Origin of the sequence: Trueperella bernardiae (assembly GCF_001469025.1) — a bacterium.
GTDB lineage: Bacteria > Actinomycetota > Actinomycetes > Actinomycetales > Actinomycetaceae > Trueperella > Trueperella bernardiae.
Window position 1 is genome coordinate 17,194 of record NZ_LNIZ01000006.1, and the last position, 25,006, is coordinate 42,199.

Consider the following 25,006-nt stretch of genomic DNA (forward strand, 5'->3'; position numbering starts at 1 on the left):
GTCGCCGGGAAGCTAGCCCGACGACGCCGGCTGCCCGCCTCCCGGGTCATCCCTGGGTCTGAGCCCCCTCTATTCGCTGGGTGAATAGAGGGGGTACTCTTTTAGACATACTAGTCACTGAGTGAATAGAGGGGATATGAGCACCCAGTTCGCGCTCCTCGGCCTTATCTCCACGGAGCCCACCTACGGCTACGAGCTCAAGAAGCTCTATGATTGCCTGTTCGGCGGTGACAAGCCGATCCTGCCGGGCCAGCTCTACGCCGTGCTCGGCCGCCTGGCCCGCGACGCCGCGATCGAGAAGGTGGCGGACACGGGCGCCTCCGCCGGCCCTGAGCGCACGCGCTACGCGGTCACCGATCTCGGCAACGAGCGCCTACTCGCCTGGCTCGATCAGCCCGAGCCGCCCGCGCCCACCCTCCAGGCCACCCTCTACATGAAGGTGGTGCTTGCCCTCATGATTCACGGCGACGCCGCCCCCTTCCTTCGCGCCCAAAAGTCAGCGCACATCGCCCGGATGCGCGAGCTCATCGCCCGGCGTCGTGAAGCAAACCTGGCCGAGCGCATCTTGCTTGACAACGCGATCTTCCACATCGAAGCCGACATCCGCTGGATGGACATGACCGCCAGCCGCCTGACCAACCTGAAGGAGGAACTATGGACCGCGATGTGATCCTCGAGGCCCGCGGGCTCACGAAGAGCTTCGGGCCCACCCACGCCATGCGGGGGATCGACCTCGACGTGTTGCGCGGGGAGGTGCTGGCCATCATGGGCCCGTCCGGCTCGGGCAAGTCCACGCTCTTGCACACGCTCGCCGCGATCGAGGCCCCCGACCAGGGCACGGTCACCCTCAACGGCGCCCGGATTGACTCCCTGCCCGACGCCGAGCGAACGATCTTGCGCCGCACAAAGTTCGGCTTCGTATTCCAGTTCGGCCAGCTCGTGCCCGAGCTGTCGGCCCTGGAGAACGTCATGGTCCCGCTCATGTTGGGCGGGGTGCGCAAGAACGACGCCGAACGGCGAGCTCGCGAGTGGCTGGCGCGCGTGGGGCTGTCCGATCGGGCGGACGCCCTGCCCGGCCAGCTCTCGGGCGGCGAGGCCCAGCGCGTGGCGATCGCCCGGGCCCTCATCATCACGCCCGAGGTGCTGTTCGCCGACGAGCCGACCGGCGCCCTCGACTCCTTCGCCTCCGAGCAGGTGATGGAGATGATCGTCAGCCTCGCCCGCGCCGAGGGTCTGACCGTGGTTATGGTCACCCACGAGCCGATGATCGCCGCCTACGCCGACCGTGAGGTCGTGGTGCGGGACGGCCGGATCGAGGGGCAATGAAACTCGCAGCCCAGCTTTTCAAGGCCAGCGCCGCCCGCAGCCGCGGCCGCCTCGCTCTGCTCACTTGGGCGGTCGCCTTCGGTGTGCTCATCCTCTTCCTCTTCTCCGCCTACCACCACGCGCTCTTCGACCGCTCGTATACTGTCTGGCGCCAGGGATACGACCAGGCGAGGTCGGCGTTCTGGTACGACCAGGAGCTTGCCCCCGGCGACGGCGACCCCCTGTGGATGCAGCTGCGCCTCGACTCCGCCTACGCGCTCGGCGACCACGCCACCTCTGTCATGCAAGTCGCCACCGACACCGGCTCGCCCGAGCTGCCCGCGGGTCTGCCGCGCTGGCCCGAGCCGGGGGAGTACTGGGTTTCGCCCGCTGTCTCGGATATCATGGAGACCAGCGCCTACGATGTCGGGATGCGCTTTGGTACCACGAAGCTCGGGGTTCTTCCAGAGTCGATGGTGGCCGGGCCTGACGAGCAGCTGGTCATCATGGGAGTGGACAAGGCCGACATCCCCGACTCTGTGGCCGTCTACCGCTTCAACGAGCCGTTGGTGGACCTCGAGTTTCAGGTGATCGGCGCCGTCGTCTACCTCGGGGTGGCCATCGTGCTCTTCCCCGTCCTCATCCTCATCTCGATCGCGGCAAAACTCGGCAGCGTGCAGCGCGAGCAGCGCTACGCCGCGTTGCGCCTGGTGGGCGCCACGAACAAGCAGATCCTCATGATCGTCACCTTCGAGTCACTCGTGGCGGCCGCGGGCGGCCTGGTGATCGGCGCGGCTGCCTACTTTGCCGCACGCCCGGCCCTGTTTGAACTCACGCTCGGCGGTGGGCGGCAGTGGCCCTCACGCATCGACGTCACCCCGCTCCACTGGGTGGCGGTGGCGCTTGCCACGATCGCGCTCATCTTCCTCTCCAACGCCTGGGGCATGCGCGGGCTACGCCTCTCGCCGCTGGGCGTGGCCCGGCGCCAGAAGCGCGAAGCGCGCCCCGGCGCCCTGCGCCTCCTGCCGCTCGCAGCCGGCATCGGCGCGTTCGTCCACATTTACGCAACCGTGGACGAAAATCAGGGCAACGGCAACACGGTCTATCAGCTCATGGCGGCCGTGATCGCCACGATGATCGGCCTGGTGCTGGCCGGACCGTGGTTCACCTACGCACTTGGCGGGCTGGTCCGCCGCCTCACCAGCTCCGCCGACCTCTTCATCGGCTCCTCCTACGTGCGTGCCCACGCCAGCCGCGTGTCGCGCTCGGTGGTCGGTGTGGTGCTCGCCCTGTTTGCGGGCAGCTTCTTCCTCACCGCCGTCTCCGACGTGCCCGAGGATCTCTTCGACCAGCGCTCCGACGGCTTCGCCCCCGGCGTGGTGCGCGTGGACGGCATGAACACGGCGGAGGTGGCCCAAATCCGTTTTTCCCCCTGGGCGAGCGAGGTACATGACTACCCCCAGCTCGCGGGCGCCTACATGGTCATGCCCTGCGCCGACGCCGCCCGATTCGTTGACGACGTGGCGTGCGACGACGGCGTCGTGGCCATCAACCCCTACGCGTCCGGCGCCCAGGCCGACTACTACGGGGCCGACGTGGCCGAAGTGGCCCGGGAGCTCGAGGCGAACGCGGGCGCCTACATCGAGTACGATGGCGGCCAGCCCGTCACGTCCGTGGTGGCGCTCGTGAAGCTGCGCGAGGCGGGCGACATCGAGGCGCTACGCAACGTGGTGGCCGGCCGGGCCCAGGACATCTTCATCGAGTCGGCCACGAAGAGCCCCGACACGACAGTCCGCTTCTTTACGCAACTGACCTATGCCGGCATCGCGGTCACGCTGGTCGTGTCAGTCATCTCGCTCGTCGTCTCCACCTACTCCGGCCTGCTCGAACGACGCCGATCGCTGCTCAGCCTGCGCCTGTGCGGGATGACCCTGCGCCAGCTGGGCGCCATGGTTCTGGTGGAGTCCTTCGTACCGCTGGTGGTCATGTCCACGATCGCCACCGCCGCGGGCATCGGCGCCGGCTTCGTGCTCATGCACGCCGTGTCCTACACGCTCGACGCGCGCTTCACCGGTACATATGTGGCGGCGCTCATCGGGGCGCTCATCGCGGCCGGCCTCGCTATCGTCGCGATCCTGCCCTCGATGAAGAAGATGACACGGCTCGCGGTCAACCGCACCGAATAAGAAGCGCCGAGCAGACGCGGACTGTGGACGCGGGCCGCGCGGGCGGCGTCGTGACAAGGCGTCGCCCGCGCAGGGCCGGGCTAGTGGGCCTTGACTTGGTTTTGGGAGTAGATCGTCCTGCCCGTGCCGAAGGAATCGCCGAGCAGTTCGGGGACAGTGACCAGCACGTAGCCCTGCGCCTCGAGCTTGGTGATGATGTCGGGCACGGCGGCCACCGACGTGGGGTGGATGTCGTGCATGAGGATGATCGCACCGGGGTGAGCTGCGGTGACGGCCTCGTTGATGACGGAGGGGGTGGAGAGCGACTCCCAGTCGCGCGTGTCGACCGACCACAGGACCTCGGCCAGCCCGAGCGAGTCGGCCACGGCATCCACGGTGGCATTCCGGGCTCCGTAGGGCGGGCGGATCATGTCGGTGTGAACGCCGATGGCCGTCAGCGCGTCGATGGGGGAGGCCATCTCCGCCCGCATCGCGCCCTCGGCGAGCTTGGGCAGGACGGGGTGGCTCCACGTGTGGGTGCCGATCGCGTGGCCCTCGGCGGCGGCGCGCTGTACGGTGGCCGCCCCGCCCTCGACCTTGTAACCCACCAGGAAGAACGTGGCAGGCACGCCCCTGTCCTTAAGCGTATCCAGCAGCTGATCGGTGTACGGGCCGGGACCGTCGTCAAAGGTCAGCGCCGCACACCGGGCCTGCGAACAGTCCACCCGCCCGTCTTCCAGCTTGGGCGCGGCGGCGCGGTTCGCATTCGGCCCGGGAGCAAGCGGGAGCCCGCCGGGTCCGACGCCAGGCCTCGCCGTGCCGCGCGGTCCCCACGTGTTCGGCGGGGCGAACTCCGGATCGTTGTCGATCTCATACCCGGACGTGGGCGCCTTGGAAAAATCGAGCGGCTGCGCGGCGGACGGCTCGGGAGGTACAGAGGAGGTACATCCAGTCAGCGCGAGCGCGAGCGCGAGAGCCAAACTGCTACGAAAAAACCTCATGCCTCTAGCCTATTCCCCCGAAAGCTCGCCGATGCCCACCCGCAGGGGGAGGCGGGTGGGCACTAAAACCGTTACTTCCCGCCGTAACGATACACGTTGGTCTTGCGCGCTTCGAATCCGCACCGACGGTACAGACGGTTGGCGGCCTCGCGCGACGGGCGGGACGTCAGATCCACGCTCTTCGCACCGCGCGTCGTTGCAAGGTCGCACGCTGCCTCCACGAGTGCCCGACCAGCGCCCTTCCCGCGCGCCGCGTCGTCAACCACCACGTCCTCAATCCACGCCCGCGTGCCCGTGGGGATGGTGAACGTCACCAGGGTAAGCATGCCGAGGATTTCGCCCTCGTCCTTGAACAGCAACAGGTCGATGCACGGCTGGGCGAGCAGCTGGTCGATCTGCTCGATGTCCATCGGCGCCGCGGTGGAGGAAAGCTGGGGGATGAGGCGAGCGAACGCGGCCTCGAGCTGCGGGGTTGCTGACGTGGCAAGTTCAATAGACATGAGGTCCTCTTCCTAGACAATTGCTTTCGCGGGGCGATACCGGCCGTGTCCGGCGACGTCGCCCCGCGAAAGGTAACAGATTAAATGATCTCCATACACTGGCGTGCGATGGCGAGCTCCTCGTTGGTGGGAACCACGCAGATGGTCACCGCCGAGTCCTGCGTGGAGATCACGCGGGCCTCCTTCGAGCGCACCGCGTTCTTTTCCAGGTCGAGCTTGACGCCGAACGGCGTCAAGCGCGCGCACACCTCAGCACGCAGGTCGGCGTCGTTCTCACCAGCGCCGGCGGTGAACGTGATCGCGTCCAGCCCGCCCATGACGGCGGTGTAGGCGCCGATGTAGTGCAACAGGCGGTGGACGTAGACCTCGAGGGCCTCCGTTGCGTGCGGGTCGCCCGCCGCGGCAAGCGCGCGCACCTGGCGCATGTCGTTGTCGCCCGCCAGGCCCTTGAGGCCGGACTGCTTGTTGAACAGGGTGTCGATCTCGTCGGTGCTCATCCCGGCCTCGCGCGAAAGGTGGAAGACGGCCGCCGGGTCGATGTCGCCCGTGCGGGTGCCCATGACCAGGCCCTCGAGAGGGGTCAGGCCCATCGACGTGTCCACTGCCTTTCCGGCCACTACCGCCGACGCCGAGGCGCCATTTCCGAGGTGGAGCACCATCTGCTTGAGGTCATCGCGGCCGAGCAGCTCGGTCACCGCGCCGGAAACAAACTGGTGGGAGGTGCCGTGCGCGCCGTAGCGGCGGATCTGGTACTTCTCGGCCACGTCACGGTTGAGGGCGTAGGTGGCGGACTCGTTCGGCAGGGACTGGAAGAACGCGGTGTCAAACACGGCAATGTTCGGCACGTCGAACATCTCGCGCGCCACCTTAATGCCCTTGAGGTGGGCGGGGTTGTGGAGCGGGCCGAGCGGGATGAGATTCTCAATGATCTGCTCCACCTCGTCGGTGATGAGCACGGCCTTGTCGAAGTACTTTCCGCCCTGAACCACGCGGTGGCCGATGGCGCGGATCCCGGCGTCGGCGAGCGCCGGCCCGTGGGTGTTAAACATGTCGATCACCAGCGACAGGCCCACGGCGTGATCCTCAATCGGCTGGTCGAGCTCGAAGGTCTGCCCCTCGACCTCGTGCTCGAGGTGGGAGGTGGATTCGCCGATGCGCTCCACGAGGCCCTTGGCCAGCGTCGTGCCCGAATCGGGCTCGATGAGCTGGTACTTGATCGACGACGATCCAGAGTTGATGACGAGTACTGTCACGGATTCTCCTTTGATTAGTTCTGGGCCTGGATAGCGGTGATGGCAACCGTGTTGACGATGTCTTCCACGAGCGCGCCACGCGAGAGGTCATTGACGGGCTTGTTCAGGCCCTGCAGGACCGGGCCCACGGCCACGGCGCCCGAGGAACGCTGGACCGCCTTGTAGCCGATGTTGCCGGCGTTGAGGTTCGGGAAGACGAACACGGTGGCCTGGCCGGCCACGGGCGAGCCGGGCAGCTTGGTGGCGGCGACCTTGGCATCGACGGCGGCGTCATACTGGATCGGGCCCTCAATGAGGAGGTCGGGGCGCTGCTCCTTGGCGATGCGCGTGGCCTCCACGACGGCGTCCACGTCCGGGCCCTTGCCGGAGGTGCCGGTGGAGTAAGACAGCATCGCGACCTTGGGGTCGACGCCGAACTGCACGGCCGTCTCGGCCGACGACACGGCGATGCCTGCCAGTTGCTCGGGGGTGGGGTTGGTGGTCACGGCGCAATCGCCGTAGACGTAGACCCGGTCCTCCATGAGCATGAGGAAGCAGGAGGAGACGAGAGCCGCGCCCGGCTTGGTCTTGATGATCTGGAAGGAGGGAACGATCGTGTTGGCGGTGGTGTTGATCGCGCCGGAAACCATGCCGTCGGCATCCCCCATGTGGACCATCATGGTGCCGAAGTAGGACAGGTCCTTGATCGTCTCCACGGCCTGGTCGTAGGTGACGCCCTTCTTCTCGCGTACTCGGGCAAACTCGGCGGCGTACTTCGCGATGAGGTCGGGGTTGGCGGGGGAGACGATGTCGGCCCCATCGAGGTCGAGGCCGAGGTGGGCGGCGCGGGCCAGCACGTCCTCGCGCTCGCCGAGCAACACGATGTCGGCCACCTCGCGGCGGATCAGTTCGTCGGCCGCGCGCAGGATCCTGTCATCAGCCGACTCGGGCATAACGATGCGCTTGCGCTGGGCGCGGGCGCGGGAGATGAGGGAGGCGGTGAAGCTCAGCGGCGTGATGACGTCCGAGCCGTGCTCCATCGACGCCCGCACGATCGCCCTGTCGGTATCCGTCAGCTCCACGGCTTCGCCGTCGTAGAAGTAGATGATCGGAATGTGGGCGTATTCGGGGCTCTTCTCCTGCTCCACCCGGTGCTCGGCGGAGGTGACGGCCACGGCCGAGATCGGCGCGTTCTCGCCCTGGATCTCGCGCGAGACGAGGTGGGATAGGTTGACCACCTGCTCGGGCGTGCGCAGGGCGCCGGAGACCACCACGAACACCGAGGTGGCGAGGTTGGCGGCGGCGCGGCCCGTGCGGGCGAGCATACCCGGGTTGACCGGATCGCCATCAAGGAGGCCGAGGATGAGGACGGCGTCGAAATTCTGGGCGTAGTCGGTATAGCGCTTGACGAGGTCCGTCATAGCCGCTTCTTCGTTACGCACGTAGGCCTGGCGGGTGGTGCCCCACGCGATGTCGAGGTCTTCCTCGCGCCCCACGAGCTTGATGAGGTCAATGAACTCATCGTCGGTGTCGATCGGGCCGTTGGTGAAGGCGCGGAAGAGGCCGAGCTTGGGGTAGTCCTGGGTGAGCTGTTCGATGACCGCGCGGACGACGGGGCGGGTGCCGGAGTTGCCCTCTGCTGCGGTAAAGTAGACGCTCTTGGTCATGTCATCCTCTCTCATGATCTTGTTCCACGGCCGAGCCGTGTTCCTATCGTCCCACGTTTGGGTAGGGGATGAACAAATTTCGGCATAATTCCATATGAAGCCGTGCACGGGAAGTGCAGGACCAAAGGGCGAGACACCGGCCGGGATTGCGGCCGGATCGCAAGGGAAAGCGCAAGGGAAAAGGAGGGGCCGTGGGGCGCAGGCCACGATCGCAACGACGCTCGGCGTACCAGCGTGCCACCCGGCCCGCCCTGCGTGGCGGGATCAACGCCTCGCCCGTGGTGCTTCCCGAGCGTGAGTTTGCAACGCTCGGGGAGTGGGCGGCGGAGCGCTTCGGAGCGGAGGGCGCCGGGATCTTCGACGGGGACGCCTTCTACGACTTTTCCGTGCCGGCCTGCGCCGCCGACACGTACCGTCCCGGCACGCGCCTGTACATCTTCCGCCCCGTCCCCGACGAGCCCGAGCGCCCCATCGTCCTCGACGTGGTCCACCGCGCCGAGCGCTTCATCATCGTCGACAAGCCCTACGGCATCGCCACCATCCCGCGCGGCAGCTACGTCGCCCGGTCCGTGACCGTCGCGGCCCGGCGCCAGTTTGCCAACGACGACGTCTCCGCGGCCCATCGCCTCGACGCCGAGACCGCCGGTCTCGTCTTGCTCACGCTTGACCCGCGCTGGCGTGGCCCCTACCAGGACATGTTCGCCGCCCGCCAGGTGAGCAAGGTCTATCGTGCGGTGGCGCCATCGATCGACCTGGGCGCGCTCGCGGGCCGGGCGGGCGTCGTCGAAGCCGGGCCTGGGCACGCCGCGGCCCTGGGCGGGAGGGGCGCGGACGGCGTCGTGAACGTGGAGCTGCACCTGACCCGGGAGCCGGGGGAGATCGCGGTGCGCGTGGGGGAGGGCGTGCCAAACGCGCGCACGCTCGTCGCGAAGGAGCGGGAGCTCACGGACGGGCTGGCGCTGTACGAGCTGCGACCCGTGACGGGGCGGCTGCACCAGCTGCGTGCCACGATGAGCTACCTCGGGGCGCCGATCGCGGGCGACCCGCTCTACCCGCGCGTGATGAGCCTGGAGGAGACCGCGCGGCGGCCGTTCCCCACGCAACTGTTGGCAGCGGGGTTGGAGTTCTCCGACCCGGTGGACGATGAGCCCGTGGTGGTGCGAACGCGCAGGACACTGGAGCTGTTGACGCGGTAGTCTGGTGGGGTGAGTGAACTACGCCCAGTTTTGGTTATTGATAATGGAGCGCAAAACGCGCAACTGATCGCGCGCCGCGTGCGCGACGCCGGCTACTACTCCGAGCTGGTCCCGCATTCGTGGAGCGCGCAGCGGGTGCTGGAGAAGGAGCCGGTGGCGATCATCCTGTCGGGTGGGCCGTCGTCGGTGTATGCCGAGGGCGCCCCGCAGCTCGACCCCGCAATCCTCGAGGCCGGCATCCCCGTGCTCGGCATCTGCTACGGCTTCCAGCAGATGACGCACGCGCTCGGCGGCGTGGTGGGCAGGGCCGACAAGGAGTACGGCAACGCCCCGGCGCAGATGGTGGCGGACGGCGTCGTGACCGGCCCGGCCGGCGGCATGGCGAGCGTGTGGATGAGCCACGGCGACTCGGTCACGCGGGCCCCGGAGGGCTTTACCGTGACGGCGACGACGCCGGGCGCGCAGGTGGCGGCCATGGAAAACGTGGAGCGGCGCCTGTTCGGCCTGCAGTGGCACCCCGAAGCCAAGCACTGCGAGTACGGCCAGGAGCAGATCGAAGCCTTCTTGCGCGAGGGCGCGGGGCTGGAGCCGAACTGGGACTCGTCGTCGGTGATCGAGGACCAGGTGCGCAAGATCCGCGAACAGGTGGGAGACAAGCACGCGATCTGCGCGCTGTCCGGCGGCGTGGATTCGTCGGTGGCGGCGGCGCTCGTACACAAGGCGATTGGCGACCAGCTCACGTGCGTGTTCGTGGACCACGGGCTGCTACGCAAGGGTGAGGCCGAGCAGGTGGTGCGCGACTACGCTGGATCGCTCGGCATCCGCGTGGTGGCGGTGGACGAGTCGGAGCGATTCCTCTCCGCACTCGAGGGCGTGACGGACCCGGAGACCAAACGCAAGATCATCGGCCGCGAATTCATCCGCTCCTTCGAGGCCGCCCAGCGCGCGCTGGTTGAGGAGGCGGGCGCCGAGGGCAAGGAGATCAAGTTCCTTGTGCAGGGCACGCTCTACCCGGACGTGGTGGAGTCCGGCGGCGGGGACGGCACGGCCAACATCAAGTCTCACCACAACGTGGGCGGCCTGCCGGACGACCTGGACTTTGAGCTCGTGGAGCCGCTACGCGACCTGTTCAAGGACGAGGTGCGGGCGATCGGCCTGGAGCTCGGGCTGGACGAGAAGCTCGTGTGGCGCCAACCCTTCCCCGGGCCCGGCCTGGGCATCCGCGTGGTGGGGGCCGTCAACCGCGAACGGCTCGACATCCTGCGCGAAGCGGACGCGATCGTGCGCGAGGAACTGTCCGCCGCCGGGTTCGATCGCGAGATCTGGCAGTGCCCCGTGGTGCTACTGGCGGACGTGCGCTCGGTGGGAGTGCAAGGCGACGGGCGCACCTACGGCCACCCGATCGTGCTGCGGCCCGTGTCCTCCGAGGACGCGATGAGCGCCGACTGGACCCGCATCCCCTACGACCTGCTGTCCAAGATCTCCAACCGCATCACTAACGAGGTGGATGAGATCAACCGCGTGGTGCTCGACGTGACGAGCAAGCCGCCGGGGACCATCGAGTGGGAGTAGGCGCCTGCGGGCAGGGGCCTGGTGGCCGTCGGCCCGCGGCAGGCGGCGGCGTTTTAGAATAATTTGGACGATTTCGGCGTCATCTTCGCATATGAAGAGATCGCGCTGAAATCGTCCAGATTGTTTTAATCCGGCCATGTCGTTGGAGGGCGCTTGGACCCTGGGGGAAGGTGCGTGAGTGTTGGGCCGCATTGCCCGACGGCGACCGCGAGTGGGCCCTCGCCTTTGCCCTTGACCTCGCGAAGGAATTCATCGCGGGTGCGGGCGTCACGGTAGCCATGTGGGGAGGATGCGCCGAGAATGAGCTAGCCGGACCTGTCCGGGAGTTCGAGCGCTTCTTCGCCGAGCACCGCGACCGTACCGTCCTCGCCGCGAAGAACGGCGACCTAACGCCAAAGCACATCAATGTGCGTCCGAGGTTGCCCGTGGGGTGCTGCGCCGCTCGAGCCGTTCCCGTTTGAAGGCGGACGGTAGCCCAACCGGCGGGCACCCGTACCGCCCGCGATCTACAACTTCGCACAATTGACAGCGCTTGTATCACCTTCCTGATATCCTCGAGCTGACTATTTCAATGGCGAAATGAGGAAAAATGCGGGTTCTCGCGGCGTTAGCGGCCCTTCTCTTGACATTCGGCACCACGTCGATTGCGACGGCCGAGGTCGATGACGATCAACTGGTCAATATTGCACAGCTTGCCGACACGGTGGTGACGGCGTCGGGCTACGAGTCCGGTAGTAGCTTCACCGTGGATCGTGCGGTTGACGGCGACGACGGCACGGATTATGCGACCCGCGAGGCGAAGTGGTTCGCGCAGGACGCGTCGCGGTGGTCGGCGAATAAGAAGGAGCCGCCGGTGTGGCTCGCCTTCGACTTCGGCCAGCCGGCGGACATCCAGCAGGTCAACATCACGTGGGGTCGCCAGTTCGCCACCAAGTACAAGTTCGAGGTCTCGGCCGACGGCACCACCTGGCAGGATGTCGACGGGGTGTACGAGGGCAAGTTCCAGGACAAGGTCTCGAGCGAGCTCAACGTCACCAGCCGCTACCTGCGCATGACCACCCTCGGTCACCGTAGCGAGTGGCCCGTCAGCATCTGGGAGATCGAGGTGCTGGGCACGGTCGGCGAGTCGGAGCAACTTCCGGCGCTCGTCCCGTTGCCGGCTAGCTACGAGGCCGCGGACGCGGGAACCTTCGAGCTGACCTCCACCTCTGACATCGTGGCCGCGGCGGACATGCAGGCCGAGGCGGAGAAGGTGGCGCAGATCCTGCGCGCCTCCACGGGCTTTGACTTGCCGGTGGTCGCCGAGTCGGTAGACCCGGCCGCGGACATCATGTTTGACACCGCCGAGGGTCTGGGCGAGGAGGGCTACACGCTCAAGACGACGGCCCAGGCCGCCACGATCACAGCCTCGACCACGCACGGCGCCTTTAACGGCGGCCGCACGATGCTGCAACTGCTGGGTCCGTGGGCGCTGATGACCACCCCGATGGCCGGCCCGTGGCAGGTGCCCAGCGTGGCGATCGAGGACTCCCCGCGCTTCGCCTACCGCGGCATCATGCTCGACCCGGCACGCTCGTTCTACACGGTCGACGAGGTCAAGCAGGCCATCGACGTCATGTCGATGTACAAGTTCTCCTACCTGCACTTGCACTTGACGGACGACCAGGGCTGGCGCATCGAGATCACGAATGATGGACGCGAGGACGGCGATACCATCGATTACACGCGCCTGACGGCCGTCGGCGGCCAGACGGCGATGGGGCCAACCGACCGGAACTCGAAGCCCGGCGTGACCGGCTTCTACACGCAGAACGACCTGCGTGACATCGTGGCCTACGCGGCGGATCGGCACATCGCGATCGTGCCCGAGGTGGACATGCCCGGCCACAGCCAGGGCATCCTCCAGGCGATCCCGCAGCTGAACACGCCCGGTTCGTCGCACGACGGCACGGTGGGCGACGACGGCCAGCCGATCACCGACCCGTCCCAGTACGTGACGGCGCCGCCGCAGAACACCTCGGACGTGGGCGAGTCCTACCTCGACCCGAACTCGGAGTACACGTGGCAGTTCCTGCGCCACGTGGTGGGTCAGGTGCAAGGGATTGTTGGCGGCGAGTACTTCCACATCGGCGGCGACGAGACGCACAAGATGGACCAGGCCAACCCGGGTGCCGCGGTTGAGTTCCTGCGCGAGGCCTCAGCGATGGTTCGCGAGTTCGACGTCACTCCGATCGGGTGGAACGAGTGGGCGCCGAACGGCAACGTGCCGCAGCAGGGTGACGTTATGCAGCTGTGGAACGGCGCCAAGGCGAGCTTCGCCGCGGGGCTCACCGCGTCCGGCGGCAAGGCCATTTTCTCGCACGCCTCCAACCTGTACTTCCCGCAGAAGGCCGGCCCGGGGATCTGGGGCGCGACCTGGGCGTGCGGCGGCGCGTGTGGCCTGGAGCAGTTCTACAACTACGATCCCGAGGCGGACATGGGCCTGCAGCCCGGCCAGCTTCTCGGCATCGAGGGCGCGATGTGGAACGAGCACGTGCGCTCGATCCAGGACTTCTTCTTCCCGGCGTTCCCGCGCGCAATGGCGGCGGCCGAGGTCGGGTGGACCCCGCAGAACCTGCGCACGGGCCGGATCAACAACCTGCGCACGCGGCTCGCGGACACCATGCCGGCGCTGACGGTTCAGGGCGCCGACTTCTACGCCTACGGGATCAACCACCAGCCGTTGGTGCGTGCGGTGGCCGTGCCCGACGGCGTCGTCGGCTACGGGTACTCGCCCGCGACGCCGGCCGACGGCGTGAGCGCGACCGTCACGTTCGACGGGCTTGAGCCGATGGCGCTGACGGCAACGTCGATGCGGCCGTACCTGCCGGCGAACGATGCGAACAACAACAACCGCGCGCAGGCGGGCCTGTGGGAGTTCGCCCTGCCCGACGACGCGGCGGCCGCCCTCCCCGCGGGCACGCACGGTGGCGTGATCACGATGGTCGTGGGCGGGGATACGGACAAGGCCGTGAGCGCGCAGGTGACCCTGGTGGTCGCGGAGGATCCGGAGAACCCCGGCGGTCCGGTGGATCCGGAGGAGCCGGAGAACCCCGGCGGTCCGGTGGATCCGGAGGAGCCGGAGAACCCCACCCCGCCGCAGTGCGAGGCGATGGCGGGGCCGGTTCGGCCGGCGCGCGCCACGAACCTGCTGGGTGAGGCCACCGGCGACCTCCTGGCGGACATGTGGTCGCTGTCCGACGACGGCGCGATCCACTTCTACGCCAGCCGCGGGGCGGGGATGGTGCACCAGGGCGTGGTGCACTGCCCGGACGTGGACCTGGCGGAGATCACCGCGATCCCGGACGTCAACGGCGATAGGCGGGCCGACCTGCTCGCCATCACCGCCGACGGCGACGCCTTCTACTACTACTCGACCGGCAACGGGTTCCTGTCGAAGGGTGCCCAGGTGGGCCACGGGTGGACGTCGATGGACAACGTGTCCTTCGCCGGCAAGCTCGGCAATTCGTCCACGAACTACGTGATCGCGCGGCAGAAGGCCACGGGCGACCTGTACCGCTACCAGATCAGCGGCGCGGGCCTGTCGAACGGCACGAAGATCGGCCACGGCTGGTCGGATATGACCGTGATCGTGGGCACGGGGCAGTTCACCGGCGATGCGAACTCGGACGTGGTGGCGATCCGTTCGGATGGCAAGATGTTCGCCTACGCCGGCACGTTCGGCGGGGCGCTGGTAAGCGCGGGCCAGATTGGCGGTGGCTGGGAGCCGTTTGTCAACGTCACGGTTCCCGGCGACAGGGACGGCAACGGTCTGAATGATCTGATCGGCGTCCGTGACGACGGCAAGCTGTTCTTCTACAAGAACACGGGCACGGGCTATTGGGGGCCGGCCACCGAGGTCGGCCACGGCTGGGGCCGCATGGTTGACCTGAGCTAGGGCGAGTGGGCGCGCGGTCGGTCGGATCGTGCACCCAGCGGGGCGTGCCACGGCGTCGTGAACGACGCCGTGGCACACTTCGCGCACAAGCCCGGGATTTGCGCAGAAATCCGCGGCGCACGGGGCGCCTGACAAGTTTGTCGGAGGGGTCAATTAAGCTGAAGTCGTTATGTCTGATGCTTATCAAAACGCTATGGAGCGCCTGCGAGCCCGTGTCGCGGCAGCGCAGGAAGCCAATGATGTCCGCCGTCCGGTAGCCGCGCCTCCCGGGCTGATCGCCCCTACTACCGAGGATCCGCTACTCGCGGGGCTGAATCCCCAGCAACGCGAAGCGGTGGTGCATGAGGGCGGGCACTTGCTCGTGGTGGCAGGTGCGGGCTCGGGCAAGACGCGGGTGCTCACCACCCGCATCTCGCACTTGATTTCGTCGGGGAAGGTGCATCCGTGGGAGATCCTCGCGATCACGTTCACGAACAAGGCGGCGAAGGAGATGCGCGAGCGTCTGGAGGCGATGATCGGCCCGTCGGCCACGCGGATGTGGATCTCCACCTTCCATTCGGCGTGCGTGCGGATTTTGCGCGCGGAGCACGAGGCGCTGGGGATGCGCTCCACGTTCACGATTTACGACGCGGCGGATTCGAACCGGCTGATGACCATGGTGGCGCGCGAGGAGAACATTGACACGAAGCAGTTCCCGGCGAAGAAGCTACTGCGCCAGGTGTCGGACTTGAAGAATGAGATGGTCACGGCGTGGGAATTCGAGCGGCGCAACCTGAACCGGGACGAGCGGGTCCTCGCCCAGGCTTACGCCGGCTATCAGCGTCGGCTCACGGCGGCGAACGCGGTGGATTTCGATGACCTCATCATGCTCACGGTCAACCTGTTGCGCGATAACCCGGCGATTGCCGAGTACTACCGGCGGCGCTTCCGCCACATTCTGGTGGACGAATACCAGGATACGAATGTGGCCCAGTACGAACTGATCCGCGTGCTTGTGGGGGATGAGGGGGACGATCCGCACGGGGAGCTGACCGTGGTGGGGGACGCGGACCAGTCGATCTACGCCTTCCGTGGCGCCACCATCCGCAATATTCAGGACTTCGAGCAGGACTTCCCGAACGCCACCTCGATCCTGCTCGAGCAGAACTATCGTTCCACGCAGAACATCCTGTCGGCTGCGAACGCGGTGATCGCGAACAATGCCGGGCGGCGGCCGAAGCGGCTGTGGACGGATTCGGGTAGCGGGGAGAAGATTGTGGGCTACGTGGCCGACGCGGAGTCGGATGAGGCCTCCTTCATCGTGGAGGAGATCGACTCGCTACGCGGCAAGGGCTACACCTACGGCCAGGTGGCCGTGTTCTATCGTACGAACGCTCAGTCGCGGGCGCTGGAGGAAATGTTCGTCCGCTCGGGTATCCCGTACAAGGTGGTGGGCGGCACCAAGTTCTACGAGCGCAAGGAGATCAAGGACGCGATCGCCTACCTCCACGCGATCGCCAACCCGGATGATACAGTCTCGATCCGCCGTATCCTCAACGAGCCGCGGCGCGGGTTGGGGGTGAAGGCGGAGGACGCGGTGGCGGCACACGCCGCCCGCTTTGAGATCTCGTTCGGAGCGGCGCTTGCCGACGTCGCCCACCCCGATTCCGCCCTCGAGGCTGGGCGCGCGCCCGTGGAGGGCCTGCAGGCGCGGGCCATCAACGCGATGCGGGAGTTCGCGCTCATGCTCGAGGAGATCCGCGCGAAGGCGGAGGCGGGTGCGGCGCCGGCGGACGTGCTCGATGAGGTGATGGACCGCTCCGGGTATTTGGCGACGTTGCAGAAGTCGAATGACCCGCAGGACGAGGTGCGGGTGGAGAACCTGGCCGAGTTCCACTCCGTGGCCTCCGATTTCCTCGTGGTCAATGAGGGCGGCACGCTCGGCGATTTCCTCGACCAGGTCTCGCTTGTGGCTGACTCGGACCAGATTCCGGATGAGGACGGGGGCGAGGGGGAGGTCATCCTCATGACCGTTCACACCGCTAAGGGTCTGGAGTTCCCGGTCGTGTTTGTCACGGGTATGGAGGACGGCACGTTCCCGCACATCCGCGCGATGAACTCGCCCGAGGAGCTAGAGGAGGAGCGTCGGCTGGCCTATGTGGCGTTCACGCGCGCCCGCCAGCGTCTGTACGTCACCCGCGCGGGGGCGCGCTCGCAGTGGGGCGCGCCCCAGGAGCTACCGGCCTCGCGCTTCTTGGAGGAGATCCCGGAGGGCGTGATCGAGTGGCGGCGGGACGAATCGGCCATGCAGACCTTGCGCCACGGTACCGGCTGGGGGAATGGCTGGTCCGGCTCGCGGCGCACTTCGCGCTACTCCGATTCTTTCGATGACGACTTCGCCCCGGCTTTCGGCGCCGGCGACGGGCGCGCGTTCGTGCCCGGAAAGTTCGGCCAGGAGAGCGGAGTGGGGCAGGGCGGAGGCACGACGACGTCGGGCGCGGCTGGCTCGGCAGGCGCGGCTGGCGCTGGCGGGGCGGACCGGCAGGCCGATGCCGGTCAGGCGCCGAGCTCGAGCGACGTGCCTGAGACGGGCGGGCTGGCCGTGGGCGACACGGTCCGCCACAAGTCCTTCGGGGTCGGCAGGATCATCGCGTTCGAGGGCAAGGGCAGGTCCACGATTGCGAAGGTGACGTTCAAGTCGGGGCCCACCAAGCGCCTCATGTTGCGCTTCGCACCACTGGAGAAGGTCTCATGAGTTACGGATTGCATACCCCTCGCCCCGCGCACGATGCGAGGCAAGCCTCTGAGCCGCCGGGGACCGGGCGGGGTGCGGATCGAGGGGCTGGGCGCGGGCGCGCCTCCGGCGGTCCGCGGCCAGCGTCGGCCGCGGACCTCGGCTCGTCCATGTCCGACCACGGCGGCTACATTCCCGGCCTGGACGGCGTGCGCGCTCTGGCGGTGACGGCGGTCATCGCCTACCACTTGTTCCCCGGCTTGGTCAGGGGCGGATTCCTGGGCGTGGACGTGTTCTTCGTCCTATCCGGCTTCCTTATTACCACCCTGCTCCTGCGCGAGGACCGGAAGAATAACTACATCAACCTCAAAGCCTTCTGGCAGCGCCGCTTGCGGCGCCTCATCCCTGCGCTCGTGGCCCTCATCCTCGTGGTGGTGCCGGTCGCGCTCGCGATCAACAGGGACCTGCTGGTGGGTGTGCGGCGCCAGGTGCTTGGCGCCCTGACCTTCTCCACGAACTGGCTGGAGATTGCCCACGGCTCCTCTTATTTCGACCAGACCACGCCCAACCTATTCAAAAACTTCTGGTCGTTGGCGATAGAGGAACAGTTCTACCTATTCTGGCCGCTGCTCATGCTGGTGGTCCTGGCGCTACTGCCCGGCTGGCGGTCGCGCGTCGCCCTCGCGGCCGGGTTGGCCCTCGGATCGGCCGGGCTCATGATGGTGCTCTACAACGGCACCAACGCCACCACGGTCTACTACGGCACTCACACCCACCTGTTCGGGATCGCGATCGGCATCGGGTTGGCGTTCCTGTGGGCGGACGGGAGCCTGCTCGGGCGAGCCCACTGGCGCCAGTTCTCCGCCTGGTACGGGTGGGCGGCCCTCGCCCTGCTCCTCGTCTTCATGCTGATCTTGCCGGACACCGGGCCGTGGGCCTACGTGGGCGGGATGTTCCTCGCCTCCCTACTGGCGGTGGTGCTCATCGCCTCCATGCTCGTTCCGGGCTCCGTGCTGGCGATGATGGGCGAATGGCGCGTGCCGCGCTGGATCGGCACGCGCTCCTACGGCCTGTACCTGTGGCACTGGCCGGTCCTCGTGATGGTCGGGGTTGCCTACCCGGTGGCCTTCGGGTCGGTGGCCTACCTGCTACGTTCTTTGGTCGCGGTGGCCCTCACCGCCGCGATCTGCGAGGTCTCCTACCGCTACCTCGAGACCCCGGTGCGCAAGCGGGGCATCCGTGCATCGTTGGCATGGGCCTATGGTGAGGTGTGGCAGACGGTAGCAGGGAAGGTGGGCGCCGGTGTCGTGGCGATCGCGCTCGTGGCGACGGGTGTGGGGCTGGTGGTCGCGCCGGCGAAGAGCCAGACCCAGCTCACGATCGAGCAAAATGAGGACACGACGATTGGGGAGGGCATGACGCCGCAGGCGGACGTCCCGCTCAACCCTGCGGAAACCTCGCTCTCGCCGACGCTCGACACCTCGATGCCCACGTGGCCGGAAGTTACCGCGATTGGGGACTCGATGGTGGCGGCCTCGAAGACGGGCCTGGAGTACGCGATGCCGGGCATCACGTTCCTGGCGCGCTCGAACCTGAAGTGGTCCGAGGCGCTCGGGGTGGTGCAGGCGGGGCTCGCGGACGGCTCGATCGGACGCGTCGTCATCCTCCACTACGGCACGAACGCGGGCGTGTCGGATGCGGACGTGGTGCGCGCCGTCATCCAGGCGCTCGGCCCGGACCGAATGGTCCTGTTAGTCAACCTGTATTCGCCTTCCACGTTCATCGACTCCTCGAACGAGGCGCTGGCTGAGGTGGCCGGGGAGTACCCCAACGTCATGTTGGTCGATTGGCACAAGGCGGCCTCCGAGAACCCGAACCTGCTGCAGGTGGACGCCACGCATACCTCAATCGAGGGCGCGAACTTTTATGGCAACCTCATGAAGGAATCCATAGAGAAGTTTTCCGCGGAACTGACGCTCGGGAAGGGAGCCGCGCTCGCCGAGCTAGGGAAGTAGGAAAGTACGCCAAATAGTGAGCGGCGGAGAAGATATTTCGCTATGCTCAAAGAGATGTCTCGGCGTCGAGACAATCGGGGACGTTCGCCAAGCGAAAGGACACTTCGTGGATCTCTACGAGTACCAGGCACGCGACCTTTTTGCCAAGCACGGAGTGCCCGTGTTGGCGGGCAGAGTTGCGGCAACATCGGATGAAGCATTTGAAGCGGCGACGGAGCTGCTCAAGGACGGCGACCTGGTGGTCGTCAAGGCACAGGTCAAGACGGGCGGCCGCGGCAAGGCGGGCGGCGTGAAGCTCGCGCGCAGCGCGGAAGAGGCCAGGGAGAAGGCCGAGGAGATCCTCGGCATGGACATCAAGGGCCACACCGTTCACCGCGTCCTCATCGCGTCGGGCGCGGACATTGCCGAGGAGTATTACTTCTCCATCCTCCTCGACCGCTCCGAGCGGCGTTACCTCGCCATGTGCTCGGTCGAGGGCGGCATGGAGATCGAGCAGCTCGCGGCGGAGCGCCCCGAGGCGCTCGCGAAGGTCCCGGTCAACCCGAACGTTGGCGTGGATGCGGCCAAGGCGCGTGAGATCGTGGACGCGGCCGGCTTCTCGGAGGAACTCAAGGGGGCGGTAGCCGACGTCATCGTCAAGCTCGGCGAGGTCTACGCGGGCGAGGACGCCACGCTCGTGGAGGTCAACCCTCTGGTCAGGACCACGGACGGTCAAATCATCGCGCTCGACGGCAAAGTGACCGTGGATGACAACGCCCGCTTCCGCCAGCCCGAGCACGAGGCGCTCGTGGACAAGCAGACCGAGAACCCGCTCGAGGCCAAGGCGAAGGCCCTCGGCCTCAACTACGTCAAACTCGAGGGCGGCTCGGTGGGCATCATCGGCAACGGCGCGGGCCTGGTGATGTCCACGCTCGACGTCGTCGCCTACGCGGGCGAAAAGTTCGGCGTGGGCCCGGCGAACTTCCTCGACATCGGCGGCGGCGCGGACGCCACCGTCATGTCGAACGGCCTGGACGTGATCCTCGGAGACCCGGATGTGAAGTCGGTGTTCGTCAACGTCTTCGGTGGCATCACGGCATGCGACCAGGTGGCCACCGGCATCGTCAAGGCGCTCGAGATCCTCGGGGACGCGGCCACCAAGCCGATCGTTGTGCGCCTCGATGGCAACAACGTGGCGGAAGGCCGGGCGATCCTCAACGAGGCGAACCACCCACTGGTGACTTTAGTGGACACGATGGATGGAGCCGCCGTCAAGGCGGCCGAGCTGGCAGCGAAGTAGGGGAGCAACGTGGCTATTTTTCTTGATAAGTCAGACAAGATTATCGTCCAGGGCATGACCGGCTCGGAGGGGCAGAAGCACACGCGCCGCATGCTCGGCGCGGGGACCCAGATTGTGGCCGGCACGAACCCGCGCAAGGCGGGCACGTCCGTGGACTTTGAGGTCACGCCGATCGGGTACGGTGCCGAGGAGCGCCAGGCCGGCACGGTCTCCATCCCGGTCTACGGCACGGTGGCGGAGGCGAAGGAGGCCACGGGTGCCGGGGTGTCGGTCATCTTCGTGCCCCCGGCGTTTGCCAAGGCGGCTGTGATCGAGGCGGTCGACGCCGGCATGCGCCTGGTTGTCATCATCACCGAGGGCATCGCCGTGAAGGATAGCGCGGAGTTCTTTACCTACGCCCACGAGCGCGGCGTGCAGCTCATCGGCCCGAACTGCCCGGGCATCATCACGCCGGGCCAGTCGAACGTGGGCATCACGCCCCCGGATATCACGGGCCCGGGCAAGATCGGCCTGGTGTCGAAGTCCGGCACGCTGACCTACCAGATGATGTACGAGCTGTCCGACATCGGCTTCAGCACCTGCATCGGCATCGGCGGCGACCCGATCATCGGCACCACCCACATCGACGCGCTGAAGGCCTTCGAGGAGGACCCGGAGACCGAGCTGATCGTGATGATTGGCGAGATCGGCGGCGACGCCGAGGAGCGCGCGGCGGCCTACATCAAGGAGCACGTGACCAAGCCTGTCGTGGGCTACGTTGCCGGCTTCACGGCCCCCGAGGGCAAGACGATGGGCCACGCGGGCGCGATCGTCTCCGGCTCGGCGGGCACTGCGCAGGCGAAGAAGGAGGCCCTTGAGGCCGTAGGCGTCAAGGTGGGTAAGACCCCCACGGAGACGGCGAACCTGGCGCGCGAGCTGCTGAAGTAGCGCGTAGCTTTTTCGTGGGGCCGGCCGGGGCGGATGCCTCGGCCGGCCGCTGGCTTGCGGCGTGTGGGCCGGCCTTGTCATTCGCCCGAGTAGGCCAAGTGGGCAACACGCCCGGCCCACGTGGCGCACGCCCCGAAACTTCGCGCAACGATGGAAGGGTGAAGACCATTGACCTTTCCCGCGAACTGACCGTCGCCCGCGGTGCGATCGCCCCGCTGGCCTTCGGCTGGCTGGCGATGGCCGTGATCGCCACGGTGTTTTACACGCTGACGGCCTCGGCACCCACGTTGGGTGAGACGACGTGGCACGACGTGGCGCGCATGGGCACCGGGTGGTGGATGACCACGCTCGGCGGCCAGACTGAGATCCAGGGCGTGGCGATCTCGCTCATGCCCACGCTTATGACGCTCATCATGGTCTATGTGAGCGTGGCGGTATTTCGGCGTCGGCTGGTGGCGCGTTGGGGCGAGGTGGCTGCCGCGGCGATTGCGCAGGCGGCCGTGGTGGCGCTCATCGGTGTGGCCGTCCGGCCCGAAGGTGTGTGGTGGCCGGCGATTATCGGCGGGGCGATCATGGGTGGCGTCACGGCTGCCTGGGCCGGGCGCGATGAGCTTCTGGTCTGGCCGTGGCTCGCGCGGGCCCTTCCTCGCACAGGCGTGTTCCTGGGCGTGCTCGCGGTGCTCACGACGGCGACCGTGGCGGTCGCGTTCGTCGGCGGCTGGTCGCGCGTGACCCAGATTCACGGCTACTACCTGACCGGCGCCGTGGGCACGGCCGGGCTTCTCCTCGTCCAGCTGGCCTACCTTCCCACGGCGTTTATTTGGGCGCTGGCATGGCTGCTCGGCCCGGGGTTTGCCGTGGGGCAGGGCACGCACTTTTCGGTGCTGGGCGTGGAGTCGGCGCCGCTGCCGGCAATTCCGCTACTGGGTGCGCTGCCGTCGGTGGGGGATGGGTACCCGTGGGTGCTCGGCGTCCTCGCGGCGATCTTCTTGATCGTGGGGGCGGTGGTCACGCGGCGGGAGAAGAAGTCGCTCCCAGCTTCCTTGCTTGATTCGGCCCTCGCGGCGCTGATCGGTGCCTTCGTGGTGGCGGCCCTCGCGGCGATGGGTACGGGCGCGATCGGCCCGGAGCGGCTGGCGCAGACCGGCCCCGTGCCGCCGGTGATGTTCGGCATGGCCCTGCTCGTGCTCGGCCTGCCCTACCTCCTGGGCGCGCTCGTTCATCCCCAGACACTCACCTTCCTGCGGGCCCGCAGCGAGGCGACCGCCGAATGGGCATCCGACCGCCGCCAGGCCGTCAAGGACCGCGCTGAGGAGCGCGCGGCCGAGCGGGCTGAGGACGATGAGCGTGCCGGGCAGGACGAGCTTTCCGGCGACGACGGCGTTGCCGCGAACACGGAAGAGCGCAACGAGCCTGCAAACCCACCGGCCGTCGAGGGCAGTGAAGCCGAGCCCGCCCAGATGGAAACCGAGCCGAACGCCACTGAGGGCGAGGACGCGCCGACCAGCTCAGACGTCGCCGTATCGGAGGGTGAGACAGAAAGCGCTCTAGGAGTGGACGGCTCCGAGCGGGACTAGGGGGCGTCGATAGGCTGAAGCCATCGACTCAAGGAGGTTTCATGGCCCGCGCCCTGATTTCAGTCTCGGACAAGAGCGGCATTGCGCAGTTCGCCCAGGTATTGCAGCAGGCAGGATATGACCTGATTTCCACTGGTTCAACCGCGAAGGTGATCGCGGAGCTCGGGCTGCCCGTCACGCCCGTGGAGAAGGTGACCGGCTTCCCCGAGATTTTCGACGGCCGGGTCAAGACCCTCAACCCCTTCATCCACGGCGGTATCCTCGCACGCCGGGGCACCGATGACGAGGTGATGGCGGAGCTGGGGATCGAGGCGATCGACGTCGTGGTCGTGAACCTGTACCCGTTCGTGCAGACCGTGGCCTCGGGCGCCGCGCCTGAGGAGTGCGTAGAGCAGATCGACATCGGCGGGCCGGCTCTCATCCGCGCGGCCGCGAAGAATCATCGAGACGTGGCCGTGGTGACCGACCCGGCCCAGTACGCGCGCGTAGCCGAGGAGCTTGCCGCCGGCGGGCTGACGGTCGAGTTCAAGCGCGAGCTCGCGGCCGTCGCCTTCGCCCACACCGCCGCCTACGATTCGGCGATCGCGGCGTGGTTCGCCGGCCAGGCCGGGGCGAATGCCCTTCCCGCCGAGCTCGCCCCGCGCTGGACCAAGGCCGCCGGCCTCCGCTACGGCGAGAACCCGCACCAGGCCGCCGCGCTCTACGAGGACGCAAGCGGCGCCGGGCTCGCCCACGCCACCCAGCTGGGCGGCAAGCCGATGAGCTTCAACAACTACCAGGACACCGAGGCCGCCCTGCGCGCCGCCTACGACCACCCCGAGCCGGCTGTGGCGATCGTCAAGCACGCTAACCCGTGCGGTGTGGCGATTGCCGACGACGTCGCCGCCGCTCACGCCCGCGCTCACGCCTGCGACCCGCTCTCGGCCTACGGCGGCGTGGTGGCCGCGAATCGACCGGTGACGGCCGCGATGGCGGAACAGCTGGGGCCGATCTTCACCGAGGTGGTGGCGGCGCCCGACTTTGATCCCGACGCCCTCGCCCTGCTCCAGACCAAGAAGAACCTGCGCATCCTGCGCGTGGCGCCGACCGAGGGCGGGCTGGATATCCGCCCGATCAGCGGCGGCGCGGTGGTCCAGGAGCGCGACACGCTAGGTGAACGCGACCAGATCGTCAGCTGGGAGCTTGTGGCGGGAGAGCCCGCCGACGCCGAAACCGCGGCCGACCTCGAGTTCGCCTGGCGCTCAGTGCGCTGCGTGAAGTCCAATGCGATCCTGCTGGCGCGCGAGGGTGCGACGGTGGGCGTGGGCATGGGCCAGGTCAACCGGGTCGACTCGTGCAAGCTGGCCGTCGAGCGCGCCAACACCCTCGGGGACGGGGAGCGGGCGCGTGGCGCGGTGGCGGCGTCGGACGCGTTCTTCCCCTTCGCCGACGGCTTCGAGGTGCTGGCCAAGGCCGGCGTCCGTGCCGTGGTCCAGCCCGGCGGCTCGATCCGTGACGAGGAGGTCATCGCGGCGGCGAAGGCTGCCGGGGTGACGATGTACCTCACGGGCACGCGTCACTTCGCGCACTGAGTCCGCGTCTCGCCCGGCGGCTAGAGTATGATCGTCACGCGAGCCGAAGGGAGAGACATGGACAAGTACGCCGGCGGTAAGTTCCCGCCCGCCATCGTCTACGTGCTCCTTGTGGCATGGGTGGGCGCGATCATCGCCACTGGCTTCCTGCTCGACGTGCAGCGGGCGGTTTATGCGCTCAGCGCCTCGTGCGTGGCGATCGCCGTGGCCCGCGTAACGCTCCCGGACGGAGCGGTGCCGCGCGTGCGATCCAAGGCACACGACGCCACCATCTTGTGCCTGTGCGCCGCGGCCCTGTTCATGCTGGCCGCGTGGGGAAACACGCCGCCGGTCCTGTAGGCCGAAGCCC

18 protein-coding genes are annotated in these 25,006 nt (G+C 67.5%); 14 read left to right on the forward strand and 4 right to left on the reverse strand.

What is annotated here, in order from left to right:
- Window positions 1–136: 136 nt before the first annotated feature.
- Genes AQZ59_RS06545 through AQZ59_RS06555 form a run of 3 tightly spaced genes read left to right on the forward strand, consistent with a single transcriptional unit; the run spans window position 137 to window position 3,491 of the window.
- Complete coding sequence (locus AQZ59_RS06545; RefSeq protein ID WP_062613874.1) at window positions 137–670, forward strand: PadR family transcriptional regulator; 534 nt, start codon at window positions 137–139, stop codon at window positions 668–670.
- The gene (locus AQZ59_RS06550) at window positions 655–1,326 is read left to right on the forward strand and encodes an ABC transporter ATP-binding protein (RefSeq protein WP_062613875.1); all 672 of its coding nucleotides are present in this window, start codon (window positions 655–657) and stop codon (window positions 1,324–1,326) included. The genes AQZ59_RS06545 and AQZ59_RS06550 overlap by 16 nt, the downstream gene beginning before the upstream one ends.
- Window positions 1,323–3,491 carry an FtsX-like permease family protein gene (locus AQZ59_RS06555; RefSeq protein WP_062613876.1) on the forward strand — a complete coding sequence of 723 codons (2,169 nt, stop codon included), beginning with the start codon at window positions 1,323–1,325 and terminating at the stop codon, window positions 3,489–3,491. Before AQZ59_RS06550 ends, AQZ59_RS06555 begins: the two co-directional genes overlap by 4 nt.
- Before the next feature lie 80 nt (window positions 3,492–3,571).
- Here AQZ59_RS06555 and AQZ59_RS06560 read toward each other — a convergent pair whose 3' ends face one another.
- The 4 genes from AQZ59_RS06560 to pta all read right to left on the reverse strand — a co-directional run bounded on the left by AQZ59_RS06560 (window position 3,572) and on the right by pta (window position 7,870).
- Window positions 3,572–4,471 carry a polysaccharide deacetylase family protein gene (locus AQZ59_RS06560; protein WP_082661204.1) on the reverse strand — a complete coding sequence of 300 codons (900 nt, stop codon included), beginning with the start codon at window positions 4,469–4,471 and terminating at the stop codon, window positions 3,572–3,574.
- A 71-nt stretch (window positions 4,472–4,542) separates the two neighbouring features.
- Window positions 4,543–4,971, reverse strand: coding sequence for a GNAT family N-acetyltransferase (locus AQZ59_RS06565; protein WP_062613878.1), 429 nt, complete (start codon window positions 4,969–4,971; stop codon window positions 4,543–4,545).
- Between the two features lie 80 nt (window positions 4,972–5,051).
- Window positions 5,052–6,224: an acetate/propionate family kinase gene (locus tag AQZ59_RS06570; protein ID WP_062613879.1), complete on the reverse strand. Its 1,173-nt coding sequence runs from the start codon at window positions 6,222–6,224 to the stop codon at window positions 5,052–5,054.
- Between the two features lie 14 nt (window positions 6,225–6,238).
- Window positions 6,239–7,870, reverse strand: coding sequence for a phosphate acetyltransferase (gene pta / locus AQZ59_RS06575; RefSeq protein WP_062613880.1), 1,632 nt, complete (start codon window positions 7,868–7,870; stop codon window positions 6,239–6,241).
- A gap of 191 nt (window positions 7,871–8,061) precedes the next feature.
- Between pta and AQZ59_RS06580 the strand changes: the two genes are divergently transcribed.
- From AQZ59_RS06580 to AQZ59_RS06630, 11 genes are all read left to right on the forward strand, one after another.
- The gene (locus tag AQZ59_RS06580) at window positions 8,062–9,066 is read left to right on the forward strand and encodes a pseudouridine synthase (RefSeq protein WP_062613881.1); all 1,005 of its coding nucleotides are present in this window, start codon (window positions 8,062–8,064) and stop codon (window positions 9,064–9,066) included.
- 9 nt (window positions 9,067–9,075) lie between these two features.
- Window positions 9,076–10,638 (forward strand): glutamine-hydrolyzing GMP synthase, encoded by a 1,563-nt coding sequence (guaA, locus tag AQZ59_RS06585; protein ID WP_062613882.1) that lies wholly within the window; start codon window positions 9,076–9,078, stop codon window positions 10,636–10,638.
- Window positions 10,639–10,808: 170 nt separating this feature from the next.
- Complete coding sequence (locus tag AQZ59_RS06590; protein ID WP_062613883.1) at window positions 10,809–11,099, forward strand: hypothetical protein; 291 nt, start codon at window positions 10,809–10,811, stop codon at window positions 11,097–11,099.
- Window positions 11,100–11,227: 128 nt separating this feature from the next.
- Window positions 11,228–14,575, forward strand: coding sequence for a family 20 glycosylhydrolase (locus AQZ59_RS06595; protein ID WP_062613884.1), 3,348 nt, complete (start codon window positions 11,228–11,230; stop codon window positions 14,573–14,575).
- A gap of 193 nt (window positions 14,576–14,768) precedes the next feature.
- The gene (gene pcrA, locus AQZ59_RS06600) at window positions 14,769–17,309 is read left to right on the forward strand and encodes a DNA helicase PcrA (RefSeq protein ID WP_236698686.1); all 2,541 of its coding nucleotides are present in this window, start codon (window positions 14,769–14,771) and stop codon (window positions 17,307–17,309) included.
- 149 nt (window positions 17,310–17,458) lie between these two features.
- Window positions 17,459–19,303 (forward strand): acyltransferase family protein, encoded by a 1,845-nt coding sequence (locus AQZ59_RS06605; RefSeq protein WP_062613886.1) that lies wholly within the window; start codon window positions 17,459–17,461, stop codon window positions 19,301–19,303.
- 106 nt (window positions 19,304–19,409) lie between these two features.
- On the forward strand, window positions 19,410–20,582 hold the full coding sequence (gene sucC, locus AQZ59_RS06610; RefSeq protein WP_062613887.1) for an ADP-forming succinate--CoA ligase subunit beta: 1,173 nt from the start codon (window positions 19,410–19,412) through the stop codon (window positions 20,580–20,582).
- A gap of 9 nt (window positions 20,583–20,591) precedes the next feature.
- Window positions 20,592–21,509, forward strand: coding sequence for a succinate--CoA ligase subunit alpha (sucD, locus tag AQZ59_RS06615; RefSeq protein ID WP_062613888.1), 918 nt, complete (start codon window positions 20,592–20,594; stop codon window positions 21,507–21,509).
- Between the two features lie 158 nt (window positions 21,510–21,667).
- Complete coding sequence (locus AQZ59_RS06620; RefSeq protein WP_062613889.1) at window positions 21,668–23,086, forward strand: cell division protein PerM; 1,419 nt, start codon at window positions 21,668–21,670, stop codon at window positions 23,084–23,086.
- Window positions 23,087–23,127: 41 nt separating this feature from the next.
- Window positions 23,128–24,657, forward strand: a complete 1,530-nt coding sequence (gene purH, locus AQZ59_RS06625; protein WP_062613890.1) for a bifunctional phosphoribosylaminoimidazolecarboxamide formyltransferase/IMP cyclohydrolase — start codon at window positions 23,128–23,130, stop codon at window positions 24,655–24,657.
- A 57-nt stretch (window positions 24,658–24,714) separates the two neighbouring features.
- Entirely contained in the window at window positions 24,715–24,996 is a 282-nt protein-coding gene (locus tag AQZ59_RS06630) for a hypothetical protein (protein WP_062613891.1), read from the forward strand.
- The last annotated feature ends 10 nt before the right edge of the window (window positions 24,997–25,006 follow it).